The following is a 16640-nucleotide window of genomic DNA, read 5'->3' on the forward strand; positions in this document are numbered from 1 at the left end:
GGAGGCAAGCTTTGGCAGGGAGCCAAGCTTCTCCCACGGCCACGTCTTACGTTTCTCTTAGGCAACGGAGTGCCCTCACCTCCTCGTCCACGCGAGGCCCCATGGATCCTGCAGTCGAAGAAGCGCTTCGGCGCCGGAGAGACCAGATCATCGAGAACTGGCTCAAGCGTGTAAGCAAGGGCTCTGCTGCACGTTGCCTTCCGCGCGAGGTGGTCCTGAACAACGTCCCAGGGCTGGTGGATGCCATCCTCGACGGTCTGGCCAGGGCAGCGACGTCCATGCCCGCTTCCCTTGTGCCCAGGGAGATCTCCGGTAAGCACGGCGAGAGCCGTCTCGACCTGGGGTACGGGTTGAAAGAGCTGGGAGAAGAATACAACTCGCTGCGGGAGGCGCTGCTGGACACCCTCGAGTCGGCAGGGGTCGCGCTGAGCAACAAGGCCGCGAGTGTCCTGCACGGGGCAGTGGATCTGGCTCACCGGGAGGGGGTGGCGTACTACATCGAGCTCCGGGAGGAGCGGCTCCGCCACCGTCAGTCGGAGTTTCTGGCCCGGCTCGTTCACGACTTCCGCGCGCCCCTGGCCACCATCCTGACCAGCGTCGGCATGGTGCGGAAGCAGGATTCCACCGGTCAAGGGCTCGCCAGGAACCTGGATCGCATCGAGCGCGCGACGCGCCGGATGCTCTTCCTCGTCGAGGCACAGCTTGCAACCGAAGGCGCCCTCTCTGGCAAGCTTCAGATCAAGGAGACGGAGATTCAGCTCGCCTCCGTGGCGCAGGAGGTGACCGAGCTTCTGCAAGCCCGCGCGGACGGACAGGGCGTTGAATTGCGAGTGGAGATCCCAGGCGGACTCTGGCTGAAGACGGATCGGCTCTTGCTCGGCCAGGTGCTGCAGAACCTCGTCGACAACGCGCTGAAGTACACCGACTCGGGCGAGGTGGTGCTGCGGGCCCGCCAGGAGCAGGGCGGGGTGCGCATCACCGTCGAGGACACCGGGAGGGGCATCTCCCCCGAGATGCTGCCCGTGATCTTCGACATGTACAGCCGAAGTGAGTACGAGTCCCCGGGACGGGGGGTGGGGCTGGCCGTGGTGAAGGCCGTCGTGACCGCTCTGGGGGGAACGGTCGAGGCCACCAGCAGGCAGGGGCAGGGGAGCTGCTTCACCCTCTCTCTGCCGATGCAGCGGGCCGTCCTCAGGGAGGAGGGTCCACCGATGCAGCCAGACTCACACGGGGCTGCTTCTCCTGCGGTGTAGACACACTGGCTCAGAAGCGCCCGGCGAGTCCTCCGAGCACGCCTCCGCCCTGCGTCACTCCCACCACGGGCACCAGCTGAACGCTGGTACCTCCGAGCCGGGCCTTGACCTGCTCCCGCTCCCACTCGGAGTCGGAGAGCTCGTAGGCGACGAGCGCTCCAATGGCCGCCAAGGGGGGGATGAGCACAATGCCCCCGTAGCTCTGGGTGGCCACCATCAGCAGTGCGCCAAGCCCCGTTCCCGCGAAGCCTCCCCAGAGCGTGGTGCTGAGCGCTCCTTCTCCATGCAGAGCGCTGCCGATTCCGTACACCGTGAGTGACGAGAGCAGGCCCGTCGCCAGCAGCGCGGGAGCAGTCTGGACGAAGATCTCGTCGGAGCTGCACACGTCATCGAACGGGTTGCAGTCCTTCTCGAGCGCCAGGCCGATCAAGAACCCTCCGATCAATCCTCCCGTCCCCGCCAGGGTTCCCAGGACTGTCCCCGCCAGAACGCGCGGCACGAAGTAGTTGGGCCGTCGGCTTTGCCACTCGGGAGGGAGCAGATGCCCTCTCAAGGGACGATCCGAGGGCGCCTGCTCCGCCGGGGACGTCTGCTCGGCTGGAGCGGCCTCGGGGGGAGCGGTGATGAGCGGGGGCGCGGTCGCCGGCTGGGAGGAAGTCGCCGGTGCATCCGCTGCCTGAGCGTTCCCCACAGCGGGAAGCCCCACCACGACCAAGAGAGTCAGAAGGGCCAGGAGGTTCATGCTCTGACTCTACTGGTGAAGGCCGAGGATGTTGAACCCCCGGCGGCACGCAAGGTGCTATAGGCCCCCTGGAGCGCAGCTGACTTGGAAGGAAGCCATGAGCACGCAGCCCCAGCCGTCCACTGTTCCCTCTGAGCCCGGTTCCGCCGTGGATCGGGCGGGCTCGGGCGCCATGTTCGACAAGATTGCCCCGCGCTACGATCTGTTGAACCGGTTGATGTCGTTCGGCATCGACCAGCGCTGGCGCAACAAGACCGTGGATGCGCTGGAGCTGAAGCCGGGCGGCCGGGTGCTGGATCTCGCCACGGGCACCGCGGACCTCGCGCTCAAGGTGCTCCATCGCCACCCTGATACGACGGTGGTCGGCGTGGACCCCTCCGTGAAGATGCTGGAGATCGGCCGGCAGAAGGTGGCGGCGGGGGGCTTGGCCTCCAAGTGCGAGCTGCAGGTGGGAGATGCGCAGGTGCTGCCGTTCCCCGATCGCAGCTTCGACGGGCTGTGCATGGCCTTCGGCATCCGCAACGTGCCGGACCGGTCCAAGGCCCTGCGGGAGATGGCGCGGGTGGTCAAGCCCGACGGCCGGATCGCCATCCTGGAGCTGTCCGAGCCCAAAGGCGGCATCCTGGGCCCCCTGGCCCGGTTCCAGATTCGCACGGTGGTGCCGTGGGTGGGCAGCCTGCTCTCGGGCGCCAAGGAGTACCGCTACCTCCAGCAGTCGATCGCCGCGTTCCCTCCGCCCGAGAAGTTCGCGGACTTGATGCGCCAGGCCGGGCTGGAGGTGCTGCGCGTGCAGCCGCTCACCTTCGGCGTGTGCTGCCTGTACGTGGCCAAGCCGCAGTCGGCTGCCTGAGCCCCGCGCGACTCGGGCTCACCACAGTCCGTGGGCCTGTAGCAGGTGCCCCAGCGGGAGGTTCTCCGCCCGATGGGCTTCGAGGAGCTTCGCGGCGGCATCGGCCGTGGGGTTGGACCAGACGAGCTGCTCGCGGCCGTTCTGGACTCCCGAACCACAGAGGATGAGGGCGGTCCGCAGCTCCTCGGCGGATGCCAGGGGCAGGTGCTCCAGCAGCAGCGGGCTCTCGCTGGTGAGGAAGGACTGCCGCGTGCCGATCTCTTTCAGGCAGGCGGCGACCCAGCGGGGATGCAGGCTGTTCGCCAGCTCATCGGCGATGACGAAGTCCTCGTTGACGTCCAGGTAGTAGAGGAAGGACAGCAGCCGCTTCTGTCCGTATCCGAGCGCCTCCTGCGCCAGCTCTGTCCCGTCGTGGCGCGTGAAGTGGAAGCCGAAGTGGCCGAAGCCCAGGCGCCCGCCGTTCTCGTACGTCCGCCTCTCCACGAGCTCGACCCGCAGCCGCCCCGCCGCGAACCCCGCCAGGGCGACGAACTTCGCCAGGAAGTTCCGCTCCAGCTCGGAGTGGGAGAACTCGAAGGCGTCCGGAGGCGGGCCGCGATCCACGCGCTCGCGGAGCCAGGCGGGCATCCACGTGGGGAGGGCCATGAGCCCCAGCGGGAACACCTCATCGCCCTGCATCTCCATGGCGTAGGTGATGCTGCCGATCTGCTGGAACATCCCCAGTGCCTCATCGAAGCGAGGGGGCGCCAGCAGGAAGGTGCGGCGCAGCAGATCCTTGAGGCGCTCCTTGAGCTCGGGCGCCAGGTACTGCGCCACCATGAAGACCAGCGTCCACACCGTGCGGTCCAGCACCGACCAGTGCATGGACCGGGCATAGGCGGATTGACCGTCCACGTCGCAGAACAGGCCCTTGCTGTCCGCGCGCACCACCAGTTGTGTGGACGGAGCGGCCAGCCGCAGCGTGGCCTCCAGGTGGGGCTCGAGCTTCGGCGGAGTCTCCGGGCTCTTCAATGACAGCAGCTTCGCGCTCTGGCTCGGCGCGGCCTCAGCGTCATCGAGAGCGGAGGAGGGCGGCTGGTTCCGGGCCCGGACATGGATCTTCATGCCCAGGAAGGTGAGCTCGTACTCCAGGGAGAACTCCTCGTGGATCAGCCCGGAGAAGTCCGCGCAGAGGACCCGGGAGATCAGCTCCAGCAGCGTCGTCCGGCCCGTCCCGTTCCGGCCCACCACCACGTTGAGCGACGGGCTGAAGGCGAGCGTGGTGCCAGGAGTGACACCTCGGTACTTGTGGATCTGGAGCTTCGTGAGCTTCATGAGCGCTGAGTCCGAGACCCTAGCCGCGATGGCCGTCCGGTTCACCGCTCATTCAGGAGCTTTGTCAGATGGGCGTGGGCTTCCGGAGGAAGCCGGGATCCGGCCAGCTTCAGCGCGCGCCGGGAGAGCAGGCGGTACACCTCGGCCACCTCGGGAGGCAGCGCCGCGAGGTGTGCCGCCACGACACCCGCGTCCCCTCGGACGAGCGGACCTGTGAGTCCTCGCACGAGTCCCCGGGCCTCCACGCCTCGCAGCGACGAGCGCGTGAGCGGGAGCAGGGCCGAGAGGGCCGCGTCCTCGGGAATGCCCGCGTGGCCGAGCGCCTCCACCGCCACGGACAGGAGCGACACCACCGCGCCCGCACTGAGGACAGCGCCCGCGTGGTAGGCGGCCCGGCGTGCCTCGGGCACCTCCAGCACCAGGAGCTTCAGATCCTCCGCCATCTGCCGCAGCACGGCCTTCAGAGGCTGGGAGCGGGTGCTGATCGCCACGGCGTGTCCCGCCAGCGAGTCTCGTGGATCCGACACCGCGCAGAGCGGGTGGAACGAGCCCAGCGGACGGCCCCGGGGAGCGCCCAGCGCCTTCAGGGACAAGGCGCCCGCGCAGTGCACCAGCGCCGTGCCTCGGCCGAGCGTGCGTGCCATCTCCCGAGCCACCTCGGGCACCGCCTTGTCCGGGACGCAGAGCAGGGCCACCTGCGACTGCTCCAGATCCTTGGGAGCGGCGGGCTTCAGGCCCAGCGCCAGCACGCGGCTGCGACCCTCATCGGAGTGGCTGTGGACGCGAACGGTCCAGCGCCGGGCGGAGAGAGACAGCGCCAGCGCTCCCCCCAGCCGGCCTCCGCCGACCACGAGAATCCGCGGGCGCCGAGCTGCCATGGACCCTTTACCCCTCCGGTTTCGAGACGCCATGGTGAAAGATGGATTCCAGGTGAACTGAGTTTTTACCAGAAAAGCAGAAAAATACGTGCAACCCCGTAGCCTTCCCGGCTAGGCTGATCCACATCATGAGTGATCCCACGGAATCCACGCAGAGCGGTGGTCCTTCCTTCGTACGCGCGCTGGCCGGCGGCGTAGTGGGCTTCATCCTTGGCGTGGCTGTCATGAACATGGCCGGTCACCAGGCCAAGAGCAGCCAGAAGGGCGCGGAGGATTCCCTGGCGGGCTCGCAGCTGGTCCCGGTGGTCGTCGCGGCCGTGGACATCCCCGAGGGCACGGCGGTCACGTTCGATCACATCCAGCAGCGCTCGGCCCCGAAGCAGTTCGTCACCAGCTCCGTGGTCAAGCCGGAGAGCGCCAACTACATCGTCAACGCGAAGCTGCTCGTGCCGGTGCAGAAGGGCGACATGCTCCTGTGGAGCCAGTTCGAGACGAAGCCGGACAAGTCCCAGGACTCGGCGGCGTCTGTCAGCGACAGCCAGGTCAAGTAGGCCCTCGGTTCAGGGCCCCCCCGGAGACACCGGGCCACGGGAGCGCCCGGGCTCAGGCCGACACGAGCTGGAACGCGAGCTGGCTCTCCTCCACGGCCACTCGCACCTTGTCTCCCGCGACGAACTCGCCCGAGAGGATGCGCTCGGCCAGGGGCGCCTCCACCAGCCGCTGCACCACCTGGCGCATGGGCCGCGCCCCGAGCTGCGGATCGAACCCACCGGACTTCAGCAGGAGGCCCACCACGTCGTCGCCGGCCTCGTACTCGATGCCGCGCTCGGTCGCGAGCCGCTTGCTGCTCTCGGCCAGCAGCAGCGTGGCGATCCGCGCCACCTCCAGCTCTCGCAGGGGACGGAACGGCAGCCGCTCGTCGATGCGGTTCCACAGCTCGGGAGGCAGAGCCTTGCGCGCCGCCGCGCTCGCCGAGTCCACGTCGCTCCCGTTGCCCACGCCCGCATCCGCGCCGAACCCCAGCGCGCGCCCCGTGCGCGAGAACGCCTCCGCGCCCAGGTTCGTCGTCAGCACGATGACCGTGTTCGAGAAGTCGATGTGCCGGCCCTTGCCATCCGTCAGCCGGCCCTCCTCGAGCACCTGGAGCAGGAGCAGCTGCACCTCGCGGTGCGCCTTCTCGATCTCGTCCAGCACCACCACGGAGGAAGGCCGACGCCGCACCGGCTCCGTGAGCTGGCCACCCTCGCCGTAGCCCACGTAGCCCGCGGGCGAGCCGATGAGCCTGGAGACGCCGTGCTGCTCGGACATCTCGCTCATGTCCAGCCGGACCAGCGCGTCCTTGTTACCGAAGAGCACCTCGGCCAGCGCCCGCGCCATCTCCGTCTTGCCCACGCCCGTGGGGCCCAGGAACAGGAACGAGCCCATGGGCCGCCGCGAGGCGAAGCCCGCGTAGTTGCGCCGGATGACCCGGGCAATGCGCGTCACGGCCTCCTCGTGGCCGATGACCCGGCGCGCCAAGTCCGTCTCCAGGTTCAGCAGCCGCGCCGAGTCGTTCATCAGCAGCCGCTCCTCGGGCACCCCGGCCAGCTTCGCCACCACCCGCGCCACGTCCGCCGGCTCCACTGACTCCTTGCCCTCGCGGTGGCAGCGCGAGCCCGCCAGGTCCGCCACGGAGATGGCCTTGTCCGGCATGAACCGGTCCGTCACGTAGCGCGAGGCCAGGGAGGCCGCCGCCTCCAGCGCCTCGGGCGCGTACTTCAGCCCGTGGTGCTCCTCGTAGCGGCCAATCACGCCCTTGAGGATCTCCACCGTCTCCGGCACGGACGGCTCGTTCACCACCACCGGCGTGAAGCGCCGCTCCAGCGCCGGATCCTGGGTGATGAACTTGCGGAACTCGTCGTGCGTCGTCGCGCCGATGCACGGGAACTCGCCCCGGGCCATGGCCGTCTTCAGCTCGTTGGCCGCGTCCTGCGGGCCGTCGCCCGTGGAGCCCGCGCCCACCAGCGTGTGGATCTCGTCGATGAAGACCACCACGCGCCCGTCCGCCTTGCGAACCTCGTCCTTCAGCGCGTTCAGCTTCTCCGAGAACGAGCCCCGCAGTTGCGTGCCCGCTACCAGCGAGGCCATGTCCAGCTCGACCAGCACCTTCGCCGCCAGGGTGCCTCGCAGCGACACCAGCTGCTGGGCCACGCCCTCCACCACGGCCGTCTTGCCCACGCCCGCCTCGCCCAGCAGGCACGGGTTGTTCGTGCGGCGCTTGCCAAGGATGTCGATGACTTCCTCGATCTCCTTGGCGCGGCCCACCACCGGGTCCAGCTTCTTCTGCTGCGCGAGCAGGCTCAGGTTCCGGCCCAGCGACGTGAGCAGCGGGAACGTCTTGGCATCCAACGCCAGCGACGGATCCAGGCCCTTGGGCACCGGGAACGGCACGGGCGTCGGCGTGCGAGGCGCAGGGGCCGGGGCAGCGGCAGGCACCGCGGGCGCCGGGGCGGCGCGGACCACGGGCGCCGGGGGCAGGGACTCGGAGGCGGAAACCTCCTCCTCGCGGCCCTCGTCCTCATCGATCAGATCGCGCGGAGACAGCGCGGGCAGGGAAGGGCGGCTGGGCGTCACGGGCTTGGGCACGCTCAGCGCCACGGCGGACTGGGGCAGGGGCGTCGGAGGCGCACCCAGGGGCCGCCCCAACGGGTAGCGCGTCCCGAGCGCCGCCGGCTGAGCCCGGGGCGCCTGCAGCTTCCGAGGCATGCGCCCGCTGGTGAAGTAGGACAGCGCCGTGGTCCGCAGGCCAATGAGGTCCACGCCGGCCTGGGTCAGCAAGTCATTGGCCGCGCACCGCACCCGCGCGAACGCGATGAGCAGGTGCAGGCAGTCCGCCTCGCGCGAGTCGCACTGCTGGGCGATGACTCGGGCGCGCTGGCACAGGTCTCGCACCAGGGGCTCTTCCTCGGCGGGAGCCTCCGTCATGAGCTCCAGCAGCTGGTCCTCGTCGACGCCCTTCTCTTTCAGGAGGACCTGGGCGGGGTTCTCCACGGTGAAGAGCGCCAGCAACAAGTGAGCAGAGCTGAGCTTCTGTGAGACGCTTTGGGCAATGTCCTTCGCCTCAAGGAGTACCTGCGCGAGATCCGTGCTATCGACCATTGGCGCTCCGGCAAGCGGGCATTCGAGCAAATACACTGTCCGGATCCCGGCAGCAAAATTTCTGCTACAGGTCGCTACAAGGTAGGGGTAACCCCCTGAATCTACGGAATGTGGCGGGTCGCTCGCCTGTTCGGCGGCCGGCCAGCATTTGTTGGAGCAATGACAAGGCCCCCCGCAGCGTAAAGTCCCGCAACCTCCCGCTCTTATGACCTCACTTGCCCAACCCGCCCGTGTCCTCGTCGATCCGTTCGACGGGATGGGGGCCGCCATCGAGGCTCGCCGCTGGGTGTGGCCTCTGCTCTTTCTGTGCCTGAGCGTGTCGCTGTCCGGCACCGCCTTTGCCCTGCGCTGGAACGCGGCGCCGGCCACCATCCAGCGCCTCCAGACGTCGGGGGACATTGGCCGCTACTCGGAGAGTGAGCTCTCCGACGAGGTGCAGACGGCCTCGCGCAAGGCGCTGGTGGGCGGCATCGCCAAGGGCGTCTTCGTCATGCCCCTGATGGTGCTGCTGCTGGCGGCGGTGCTGTGGTTTACCGCCTGGCTCTTGGGCACGCCCGGGGCGTTCGGGAAGATGATGGCGGTGGCGTCCATCGCCATGCTGCCCATTGCCCTGTACCACCTCATCTTCGCGTTCTGCGCCGCGGCGCAGTATTCGATGACCGAGGCCCAGGTGCAGACGCTGGTGCCCTCCAGCCTGGCGGCGCTCAACGGGCTCTCTCCCAAGGCCCAGCAGCTGCTGAGGGCGGTGGACTTCTTCAACCTGTGGAGCGTGGGCCTGCTCGGGCTGGGCTTCTCCGCCGCCACGGGGATGCGCAAGGGCCGGGCGCTGCTCCTGGCGGTGGTGCTCTACGCCATGTACGTGGGGGTCTTCATGATCGGGCTGCCGGCCATGGCAGCCGCGCGCGGCGCTGGGCCGGGCGGGATGCGAGGTGGCCGATGAACGCGCTTCTTCTCGCGGCGCTGCTGGCCGTGGCTCCTCAGAGCCCGGCGGAGTCCAACGCCACTCCGGCGACTCCTGCCACTCCGGACGCCAACGCCAGCTCTGTCTCCCTGGCCGAGGCCCGGGCTGAGGGCCGGAGGAACACCCAGGCCCTGCTGTCCTTGCTCGACGTGGAGCGGGCGGAGGCGGACGTCCGGTCGGCGCGCTCGCCGCTGCTCCCGCAAGTGGACTTTTCCCTGAGCGCAGGTGGCGTCAAGAACGGCCCCCAGCGCATCGTCACCCCGGTGTGCGATCCCACCGGTACCACCTGCGTGCAGCAGACGGTGGATGTGCCGGGCAATAGCCGCGGCAACTACAATGCCTCAGTGGGCCTCTCCCAGATCATCTATGACCGGGCGCGCTGGAAGCAGTTGGAGCAGAGCGGCGCGTCGGCGGAGGCCACCCGCGGCCAGGCCGTGGAGCAGGCGGATGCCGCCGAGCTGGAGGCCGTCAACCGCTTCTTCAACCTCTACCGCTCCCAGGCCACCATCCAGGTACTGGATGCCACGGTGCGCCGCAGCGAGGAACAGCTGGAGCGGGCCCGGGCGCTCTTCCATGCGGGCCGCGTGGGCCGGGGCGAGGAGCTGTCGGCCCTGGTGAACCTGGGCAACGATCGCATCAACCTGGTGCAGCGCCGCGCGCAGCTCGTGCAGGACCAGGGGCAGCTGGCCATCTGGCTGGCCCGCCCGGGGAGCACGGCGCTCGTGGCCCAGGACCCCGGCATCTTCACCGTGGCGCCCGAGCCCGCGCCCGCCCTGGACGCCGCGATGAGGGAGGCCCGCCAGCGCCGTCCGTTGCTCCGCGCGCTCCAGGAGCAGGTGCGTGCCGCGCAGCTGGGCGAGGACGTCGCGGCGTCCGGCTACTTTCCCCGGCTGGTGGGCCAGGGCTCCTACTCGCGCGGCGGCCCCAACGCGGGTCCCGTCTTCACCGAGCCTCGCCTGCAGAACGCGGTGTCCGGCCAGCTGGTGCTGCAGTGGGATCTCTTCAATGGCTTCGCCACGCAGGCCCAGGAGGCCCGGGCCGCGGCCACGCGGCGCACCGCGGAGCTGAACCTGGCGCAGGCCGAGCGGGAGCTGGATGCCAGCGTGCGCGCCGCCATCGAGACGCTGCAGACGCGCATCGATGCTGCGCGGCTCGCCTCGGAGAACCGCGAGGCCGCCGCCCAGAGCCTGACGCTGGGGGAAGAGCGCTTCAAGGCTGGCGCCGGGTCCACGCTGGAGGTGCGCGATGCGCAGCTCAAGCTGACCCAGGCCGAGCTGACCCTGCTGGGAAATCGAATTGATGTCGAGGTTGCCCGCTTCGCGCTGATGCGGGCCATGGGCACCCTGAGTCCGGGAGAGTCGAAATGAAGTGGTGGAAGGCGGTCATCGCTGGCGTGCTGTTCCTCGGGGCTGCGGCCATCACCGCGGGAGGGCTGAAGGAGCGGCCTCCTCCGACGGTGGAGGTGCAGGTCGCCAAGGCTCGCAAGGGCACCATCACCCGCACCATTACGGGCGCGGGCAAGGTGCAGGCGGCCACCACCGTGAAGATCTCCTCCAACCTGTCCGGCGACCTCGTGGAGCTGGCGGTCAAGGACGGCGATCGGGTGACGAAGGGCCAGGTGCTCGGGAAGCTCGACCGCCGCCGCTTCGAGGCCACCGTGAACCAGGCGCGTGCCTCGCAGAACGCCGCCAAGTCGGACATCCAGGTCTCTGACGTGGAGGCCCAGCGCACCGCCGCCGAGTACAAGCGCGTGGAGGGGCTGGTGGACAAGGGCTTGGCGTCCGCCGCCGAGTTGGATCAGTCCCGTGCCGCCAAGGAGACCGCCGAGGCCCGGCTGGCCGGTGCCCGGCAGCGCTACGAGCAGGCCACTGCCGTGTATGACGAGGCGGCCAACAACCTCTCGAAGACGACGCTCGTGTCGCCGATCGACGGCAACGTCATCGAGCTGTCGCGCGAGGTGGGCGAGCGCGTCCGTGGCTCGGACTTCTCCGAGGACGTGGTGATGACGATCGCCGCGCTCAGCGCCATGGAGGTGAAGATCGAGGTGGGCGAGCACGAGGTGGTGCACCTGAAGCCGGGCCAGCCCGCCGAGGTGACGGTGGACGCGCTGGAGGGCGAGTCCTTCCAGGGCTCGGTGGTGGAGATCGCCCAGAAGGCCCTCATCAAGAACCAGGGCACCGAGGCGGAGGTGACGACGTTCCCCGTCACCGTGGCGCTGGAGTCGCGGCCCCCGGGCGTGCTGCCGGGCATGAGCGCGGAGGTGCGCATCTCCTCGGAGACGCACAACGACGCGGTGCTGGTGCCCATCCAGGCGGTGACAGTGCGCTCGGAGAAGCTGCTGCCGGACTACAAGCCGCCCGTGGAGGGTGGGGGGCTCACCGCCAAGCGCAAGACGGAGTCCATGGCCAAGGTCGTCTTCGTGGTGGACGCGGACAACAAGGCCCAGGTGCGCCGGGTGCGCACGGGCATCGCCTCGGACACGGAGCTGGAGGTCCTCGAGGGACTGCAGGAGGGTGACCGCATCGTCGAGGGCCCCTACCGCACGCTCTCCAAGGAGCTGAACCAGGGGGACGCGGTGCGTGAGCCCCAGCAGGGTGGACCGGGTGGACCGAAGGGTGGGAACAAGTCGTGACGGCCGAGAACGGTGCCGGTCCTGATGGCCGGCTCATCCAGCTGCAGGACATCACCCGCGTCTTCCACGTGGGTGGCGAGGAGGTGCGCGCGCTGCGCGGCATCTCCTTCGGCATCGCCAAGGGCGAGTGGGTGGCCATCATCGGCCAGTCCGGCTCGGGGAAGACGACGCTGATGAACCTGCTGGGCTGCCTGGACACGCCCAGCAGCGGCAGCTACTTCCTGAATGGAAAAGACGTCTCGCGCATGAGCGATGACGAGCTGGCGATCATCCGCAACAAGGAGATCGGCTTCATCTTCCAGACCTTCCAGCTTCTGCCCCGCGAGACGGCGCAAGCCAACGTGGAGCTGCCGCTGGTGTACCGGGGCATCCCGGCCCGCGAGCGCCGGGAGCGGGCGAGGGCGGCGCTGGAGAAGGTCGGCCTGGGCCACCGCATGCACCACAAGCCCAACGAGCTGTCCGGCGGCCAGCGCCAGCGCGTGGCCATTGCCCGGGCGCTGGTGGCCGAGCCCTCCATGCTCCTGGCGGACGAGCCCACGGGTAACCTGGACTCGACCACGGGCGAGGAGATCGTCAGGCTCTTCGAGCAGCTTCACCACGCCGGGCACACGCTGGTGCTGGTGACGCACGAGCCCAAGCTGGCGGCGCGCTGCCCTCGGGCGGTGCGCCTGAGCGACGGGGAAGTGGTGGCGGACGGGACCGGCCGCGAGGTGGCGCTCTACTACAACAATCCGCTTCCGGCGCAGGCTGCGGGGGGCACATGAGCCTCATTCGCGTCGACTTGATGGAGGGAGGGCGCATCGCGCTCTTCTCGCTGAAGGCCAACCGCATGCGCACGGTGCTCACCACGGTGGGCATCGGCATCGGCGTGGCCACGCTGCTGGCCATCATCGGCATCGTCCAGGGGCTCAACGCCTCCTTCGACAAGCAGCTGGCCACCATTGGGGCCAACACGCTCTACGTCTCCAAGTTCCCTTGGGTCATCCGGGGCGACTGGTGGACCTTCCGCAACCGGAAGAACTTCACCTTGCCCATGGTGGAGCAGATCCGCGCCCAGTCCAGCTACGTCACCTCCATCTCCCCAGTCGTGGGGCGCGGGGCGGATGTGGCGTACGGCGAGGAGCAGCTGGCCAACGTGGGCGTGAACGGGGTGATGAGCGAGTACAGCATCGTCTCCGGCTTCGAGGTGATTCAGGGCCGCTTCATCACCGAGGCGGACAATGAGACGACGCGCCCGGTGGCCGTCATCGGCGCGGACGTGGCGTCGGGGCTCTTCCCCAACGTGAGCCCCCTGGGACAGACGATCCGCGTGGACGGCCGGCCCTTCCAAGTGGTGGGCACGCTGGCGCGCAAGGGGAAGATGCTGGACAACAACCAGGACCTCGTCGTCATGGTCCCCTTCAAGACGTTCTACGCCATGTTCGGGAAGCAGCGCCCGTTCAGCATCGCCATCGCGGTCACGAGCGCGGACGTGGTGAAGCAGGCCGAGGATCAGCTGGTGGGCATCATGCGGCGCCTGCGGAACACGCCGCCCGATCAGCCGGATGACTTCTCCATCAACCGGCCGGAGATGCTGGCCAACACCTACCAGCAGCTCACCGGCGCGCTCTACGGCGTGGCGGTGGGCGTGGGCCTCATCACCCTGCTGGTGGGCGGCATCGGCATCATGAACATCATGCTCGTGTCCGTGCGCGAGCGGACGCGGGAGATCGGCATCCGCCGGGCGCTGGGCGCGCGCAAGCGCACCATCGTGCTCCAGTTCCTCATGGAGGCCTCGGCTGTGTCCGCGGTGGGCGGAACGCTGGGCACCGTCGTGGGCCTGGGCCTGGCCAAGGTGATCTCCCTCATCACCCCGCTGGCGGCGTCCGTGCAAGTGCTCACGGTGGTGGCGGGCGTGGGCTTCGCGGCCCTGGTGGGGCTGCTGTTCGGCATCTGGCCGGCGGCGCGCGCGGCGAACCTCGATCCGGTGGAGGCGCTCCGCTACGAGTAGCGGGAGGAGCCATGAAAGCCTTCTTCGACAGCCTCCGCGCCGCCGTGGACAACCTCCGGTTGGCCCTGGGCACGTTCCTCGGCAATCCGCTGCGCTCGCTGCTGACGCTGCTGGGCATCGTCATTGGCGTCACCACGGTCATCACCATGATGGCCCTCATCGAGGGACTGCGCCTCAAGGTCAACAAGGACCTGTCCCAGCTGGGCGCCAACACCTTCATGGTCTCCAAGTGGCCCTCGGGGTTCGGGCGCATCAACTGGCAGAAGTACGCCCGGCGGCCAGACCTGACGATCGAGGACTCTCGCGCCATCAAGGAGGCGTGCCCCTCGGTGAACTCGGTGGGCTCGTCGGATGACGAGGGCGGCCAGAAGATCGCGACTTCCAACGAGGAGACGCGGCCGAGCGTGCGCGTGGTGGGCGCCACGCCCGAGTACCTGGACACCAGCGGCATCACCATCGCCACGGGGCGCTTCTTCACCGACACGGAGGCCCTGGATGGCCGCAACGTGGCCGTGGTGGGCGTGGATGTATCGGAGCTGTTGTTCCCCGGGACGGATCCGCTCAACCACGAGATCCGCATCAAAGGCCGGACCTTCACCATCATCGGGGTGCTGCAGCGGCGCGGCAGCTTCCTCGGCATGGTGAGCATGGACAACCTGGTCATCATGCCGCTGCGCACCTTCCAGCCGCTCTACGGGAAGAACCGCTCGCTGGACATCAACGTCCAGGCGCTCACCCCCGAGCTGGTGAGCAAGGCCCAGGACGAGGTGTCCAACCTGCTGCGGCGCCGCCGCGACGTGGGGCCTCAGGAGGAGGACAACTTCGAGGTCGTCACCAACGAGTCGATGACGCAGTCCTTCAACCAGCTCTCGCAGGTGATCAGCATCGCGGGCTTCGGGGTGTGCCTCCTGTCGCTGGTGGTGGGCGGCATCGGCATCCTCAACATCATGCTGGTGTCGGTGACGGAGCGGACCAAGGAGATCGGCATCCGCAAGGCGCTGGGAGCGCGCAAGCGGCGCATCCTCGGCCAGTTCGCCACCGAGGCGGTGATCCTGGCCCTGGTGGGCGGCGTCATCGGCGTGGCGGTGGGCTTCGGGCTGGCCTTCCTGGGGCGGTGGATGCTGGGCTTCCCCACGGTGGTGCCTCCCTGGGCGGTGGCCCTGTCCCTGGGGATGAGCTCCGGAGTCGGGCTGATCTTCGGCATCTACCCGGCGGCCCGGGCGGCCAAATTGGACCCCGTGGAGGCCATGCGGTCCGAGTAATCGCCCCCTCGCGCGGATTTCCGTGTGGGAGTTTCCCCGGAAAAGGCTAGAACGGGGCCTTTCCCGGCTGCCGCCCTCTCAGGGCGGTGGCTCTGGCCAGCGCGCGAGGTAGGACATGTCTGAGCAGGCAGCGAAGGAACTCGTCGACAAGGGCGTAGCTCTCTCGGAGTCGGGCAAGGCACAGGACGCTCTGCCGCTCTTCGACGAGGTGCTCCAGAAGTTCGGCAGCTCGGGTGACGGGGCGGTGGGCGTGCAAGTGGCGCGCGCTTCCGCCAACAAGGGCATTGCCCTGCACCGGCTGAACCGCCACGAGGAGGCCCTGAAGCTCTTCGAGGAGGTGGGCAACAAGGCCGACGGCGGCAACGCGAAGCTGCGCGAGGTGGTCGCCCGCACGCTTCTGCAGAAGGCCAACCTCCTGCGCGACATTGGCCGCACCGAGGAGGCGGTGGCCGTGTGTGACGCCATCCTCAAGAAGTACGACGGGACCGAGGGCCAGGCGCTGGCCGTGCCCGCGGCGGGCGCGCTCTACACCAAGGCGCAGTCGCTCAGCGGGCTGGGCCGCCAGGGCGAGGCGCTGGCGATGTACGACGAGATCGTCCGCCGCTTCGGGAACTCGCAGGAGGCGGCGCTGAAGCCGGTGGTGGCCGGCTCGTTGTTCAGCAAGGCCATGTCGCTGCGCCTCAATGATCGGACGGACGAGGCCCTGGCGCTCTACGGCGACATCATCAAGCGCTACGGCGACTCGAGCGACGCCAGCGTGCGCCAGCTGGCCGAGGTGGCCAAGCAGGGCAAGGGTCAGATCGAGGCCGAGCGCAAGCAGCTCGAGGAGAAGGTCGCCGCGATCCAGGCCGAGCAGGCCAAGAAGTAGGGCGAGCCGTCTCGGGCGCTGCCTCCAGTCCTTCTGGAGGCAGCGATCCGAGTCATGTGGGAGGCCGTGAGAAGGAGCTCCTGACATGCGGCAGTGGCAGTGCAACTGGAGGTGGTGGGCCGTCAGCGTCACCCTGTGGCTCGGGTGCGTGGCCACCCAACCCCCGCCTCTGGTGGAGTCCCGTCCGGTGGAAGCTCCGCGGCCCGAGGCTGCGTCCGAGTCCCCCACGGCCTCCAGTCCCCCAGCGGAGCCAGAGCCCGCAGCGGGGTGTCCCTCACAGCCTCCGACGGAGCGGACCTCGTGCAAGGGCCACGCGCTGCGCTGCACCTATGCGGATCGGCCCGAGTGCGGCTCCATCTTTGAGTGCTACCTGGGCCAGTGGTTTCTCCGGGTGCAGGGGGAGTGTTCCCCCGAGCACCAGGGCGTGTGTCCTTTGAAGGCCGGCGCCGTGCCCGTGGGCGTGCCGAAGGACTCAGGGCTCATCTGCGTCTACCCCGAGGGCGTCTCGTGTGGCTTCCGGATCCCGCGTGCCGAGCCTCCCTGCAGCGTCGCGCCGTATGAGCTGCGGCGGCCGGAGCCGCCCTCCTGGAACTGCGAGGCGCCCGGGTGGATGGCGTGCACGGCCCGCCACTTCGAGCAAGGCGAGGCGTGCGAGCCCGAGGGGGTGTTCTGCGGCGCCTCCTGCTGTGGCATCGGCGCCACGTGCATTCAGGGCCAGTGGCAGGTGCAGATGACGCCCTGTCCCCTGTAGC

The 16640-nt window shown here is 69.0% G+C and carries 15 protein-coding genes; 11 read left to right on the plus strand and 4 right to left on the minus strand.

The annotated features are described in order from the left end of the window. Nucleotides 1–101 precede the first annotated feature (101 nt). Nucleotides 102–1253, plus strand: coding sequence for a sensor histidine kinase (locus tag DB31_RS13120; protein WP_063769219.1), 1152 nt, complete (start codon nucleotides 102–104; stop codon nucleotides 1251–1253). Nucleotides 1254–1263: 10 nt separating this feature from the next. Here DB31_RS13120 and DB31_RS13125 read toward each other — a convergent pair whose 3' ends face one another. Beyond that, a complete protein-coding gene (locus tag DB31_RS13125; RefSeq protein ID WP_044186968.1) occupies nucleotides 1264–1995 on the minus strand; it encodes a hypothetical protein in 732 nt (243 codons plus the stop codon). Nucleotides 1996–2092: 97 nt separating this feature from the next. Here DB31_RS13125 and ubiE point away from each other — a divergent pair, with 97 nt between their 5' ends. Next, nucleotides 2093–2845 (plus strand): bifunctional demethylmenaquinone methyltransferase/2-methoxy-6-polyprenyl-1,4-benzoquinol methylase UbiE, encoded by a 753-nt coding sequence (ubiE, locus tag DB31_RS13130; protein WP_083968208.1) that lies wholly within the window; start codon nucleotides 2093–2095, stop codon nucleotides 2843–2845. 18 nt (nucleotides 2846–2863) lie between these two features. On the opposite strand, the gene DB31_RS13135 is transcribed toward ubiE, so the two are convergent. Further along, complete coding sequence (locus tag DB31_RS13135) at nucleotides 2864–4159, minus strand: AAA family ATPase (RefSeq protein WP_052419939.1); 1296 nt, start codon at nucleotides 4157–4159, stop codon at nucleotides 2864–2866. A gap of 41 nt (nucleotides 4160–4200) precedes the next feature. Continuing rightward, nucleotides 4201–5037 (minus strand): Rossmann-like and DUF2520 domain-containing protein, encoded by an 837-nt coding sequence (locus tag DB31_RS13140; protein ID WP_044186974.1) that lies wholly within the window; start codon nucleotides 5035–5037, stop codon nucleotides 4201–4203. Between the two features lie 128 nt (nucleotides 5038–5165). On the opposite strand from DB31_RS13140, the gene DB31_RS44755 reads away from it, so the two are divergent. Beyond that, the gene (locus DB31_RS44755) at nucleotides 5166–5588 is read left to right on the plus strand and encodes an SAF domain-containing protein (protein WP_052419923.1); all 423 of its coding nucleotides are present in this window, start codon (nucleotides 5166–5168) and stop codon (nucleotides 5586–5588) included. 52 nt (nucleotides 5589–5640) lie between these two features. Here DB31_RS44755 and DB31_RS13150 read toward each other — a convergent pair whose 3' ends face one another. After that, the gene (locus DB31_RS13150; RefSeq protein WP_044186977.1) at nucleotides 5641–8175 is read right to left on the minus strand and encodes an AAA family ATPase; all 2535 of its coding nucleotides are present in this window, start codon (nucleotides 8173–8175) and stop codon (nucleotides 5641–5643) included. A 205-nt stretch (nucleotides 8176–8380) separates the two neighbouring features. Here DB31_RS13150 and DB31_RS13155 point away from each other — a divergent pair, with 205 nt between their 5' ends. The 8 genes from DB31_RS13155 (at nucleotide 8381) to DB31_RS13190 (ending at nucleotide 16639) form a co-directional block, all read left to right on the plus strand. Further along, nucleotides 8381–9115, plus strand: coding sequence for a YIP1 family protein (locus tag DB31_RS13155; RefSeq protein WP_044186980.1), 735 nt, complete (start codon nucleotides 8381–8383; stop codon nucleotides 9113–9115). Next, entirely contained in the window at nucleotides 9112–10503 is a 1392-nt protein-coding gene (locus DB31_RS13160; protein ID WP_044186982.1) for a TolC family protein, read from the plus strand. The genes DB31_RS13155 and DB31_RS13160 overlap by 4 nt, the downstream gene beginning before the upstream one ends. Beyond that, a complete protein-coding gene (locus DB31_RS13165) occupies nucleotides 10500–11768 on the plus strand; it encodes an efflux RND transporter periplasmic adaptor subunit (RefSeq protein WP_044186984.1) in 1269 nt (422 codons plus the stop codon). The genes DB31_RS13160 and DB31_RS13165 overlap by 4 nt, the downstream gene beginning before the upstream one ends. Nucleotides 11769–11809: 41 nt before the next feature. After that, on the plus strand, nucleotides 11810–12532 hold the full coding sequence (locus DB31_RS13170; RefSeq protein ID WP_420806693.1) for an ABC transporter ATP-binding protein: 723 nt from the start codon (nucleotides 11810–11812) through the stop codon (nucleotides 12530–12532). Further along, on the plus strand, nucleotides 12529–13758 hold the full coding sequence (locus DB31_RS13175; RefSeq protein WP_044186988.1) for an ABC transporter permease: 1230 nt from the start codon (nucleotides 12529–12531) through the stop codon (nucleotides 13756–13758). Before DB31_RS13170 ends, DB31_RS13175 begins: the two co-directional genes overlap by 4 nt. Nucleotides 13759–13769: 11 nt before the next feature. Next, nucleotides 13770–15020, plus strand: a complete 1251-nt coding sequence (locus DB31_RS13180) for an ABC transporter permease (RefSeq protein WP_044186991.1) — start codon at nucleotides 13770–13772, stop codon at nucleotides 15018–15020. A 115-nt stretch (nucleotides 15021–15135) separates the two neighbouring features. Next, on the plus strand, nucleotides 15136–15888 hold the full coding sequence (locus DB31_RS13185) for a tetratricopeptide repeat protein (protein ID WP_044186993.1): 753 nt from the start codon (nucleotides 15136–15138) through the stop codon (nucleotides 15886–15888). A gap of 85 nt (nucleotides 15889–15973) precedes the next feature. Further along, the gene (locus DB31_RS13190; RefSeq protein ID WP_044186996.1) at nucleotides 15974–16639 is read left to right on the plus strand and encodes a hypothetical protein; all 666 of its coding nucleotides are present in this window, start codon (nucleotides 15974–15976) and stop codon (nucleotides 16637–16639) included. Nucleotide 16640 lies beyond the last annotated feature (1 nt).

Origin of the sequence: Hyalangium minutum, from assembly GCF_000737315.1 — a bacterium.
Taxonomy (GTDB): Bacteria; Myxococcota; Myxococcia; order Myxococcales; family Myxococcaceae; genus Hyalangium; species Hyalangium minutum.

What these genes read in the sequence shown, in the direction of transcription:
- ubiE (WP_083968208.1), top strand. Translation starts at nt 2,093, where the DNA reads ATGAGCACGCAGCCCCAGCCGTCCACTGTTCCCTCTGAGCCCGGTTCC.
- DB31_RS13140 (WP_044186974.1), bottom strand. Translation starts at nt 5,037, where the DNA reads ATGGCAGCTCGGCGCCCGCGGATTCTCGTGGTCGGCGGAGGCCGGCTG.
- DB31_RS13135 (WP_052419939.1), bottom strand. Translation starts at nt 4,159, where the DNA reads ATGAAGCTCACGAAGCTCCAGATCCACAAGTACCGAGGTGTCACTCCT.
- DB31_RS13150 (WP_044186977.1), bottom strand. Translation starts at nt 8,175, where the DNA reads ATGGTCGATAGCACGGATCTCGCGCAGGTACTCCTTGAGGCGAAGGAC.
- DB31_RS13160 (WP_044186982.1), top strand. Translation starts at nt 9,112, where the DNA reads ATGAACGCGCTTCTTCTCGCGGCGCTGCTGGCCGTGGCTCCTCAGAGC.
- DB31_RS13175 (WP_044186988.1), top strand. Translation starts at nt 12,529, where the DNA reads ATGAGCCTCATTCGCGTCGACTTGATGGAGGGAGGGCGCATCGCGCTC.
- DB31_RS13120 (WP_063769219.1), top strand. Translation starts at nt 102, where the DNA reads ATGGATCCTGCAGTCGAAGAAGCGCTTCGGCGCCGGAGAGACCAGATC.
- DB31_RS13165 (WP_044186984.1), top strand. Translation starts at nt 10,500, where the DNA reads ATGAAGTGGTGGAAGGCGGTCATCGCTGGCGTGCTGTTCCTCGGGGCT.
- DB31_RS13190 (WP_044186996.1), top strand. Translation starts at nt 15,974, where the DNA reads ATGCGGCAGTGGCAGTGCAACTGGAGGTGGTGGGCCGTCAGCGTCACC.
- DB31_RS13180 (WP_044186991.1), top strand. Translation starts at nt 13,770, where the DNA reads ATGAAAGCCTTCTTCGACAGCCTCCGCGCCGCCGTGGACAACCTCCGG.
- DB31_RS13185 (WP_044186993.1), top strand. Translation starts at nt 15,136, where the DNA reads ATGTCTGAGCAGGCAGCGAAGGAACTCGTCGACAAGGGCGTAGCTCTC.
- DB31_RS13125 (WP_044186968.1), bottom strand. Translation starts at nt 1,995, where the DNA reads ATGAACCTCCTGGCCCTTCTGACTCTCTTGGTCGTGGTGGGGCTTCCC.
- DB31_RS44755 (WP_052419923.1), top strand. Translation starts at nt 5,166, where the DNA reads ATGAGTGATCCCACGGAATCCACGCAGAGCGGTGGTCCTTCCTTCGTA.
- DB31_RS13155 (WP_044186980.1), top strand. Translation starts at nt 8,381, where the DNA reads ATGACCTCACTTGCCCAACCCGCCCGTGTCCTCGTCGATCCGTTCGAC.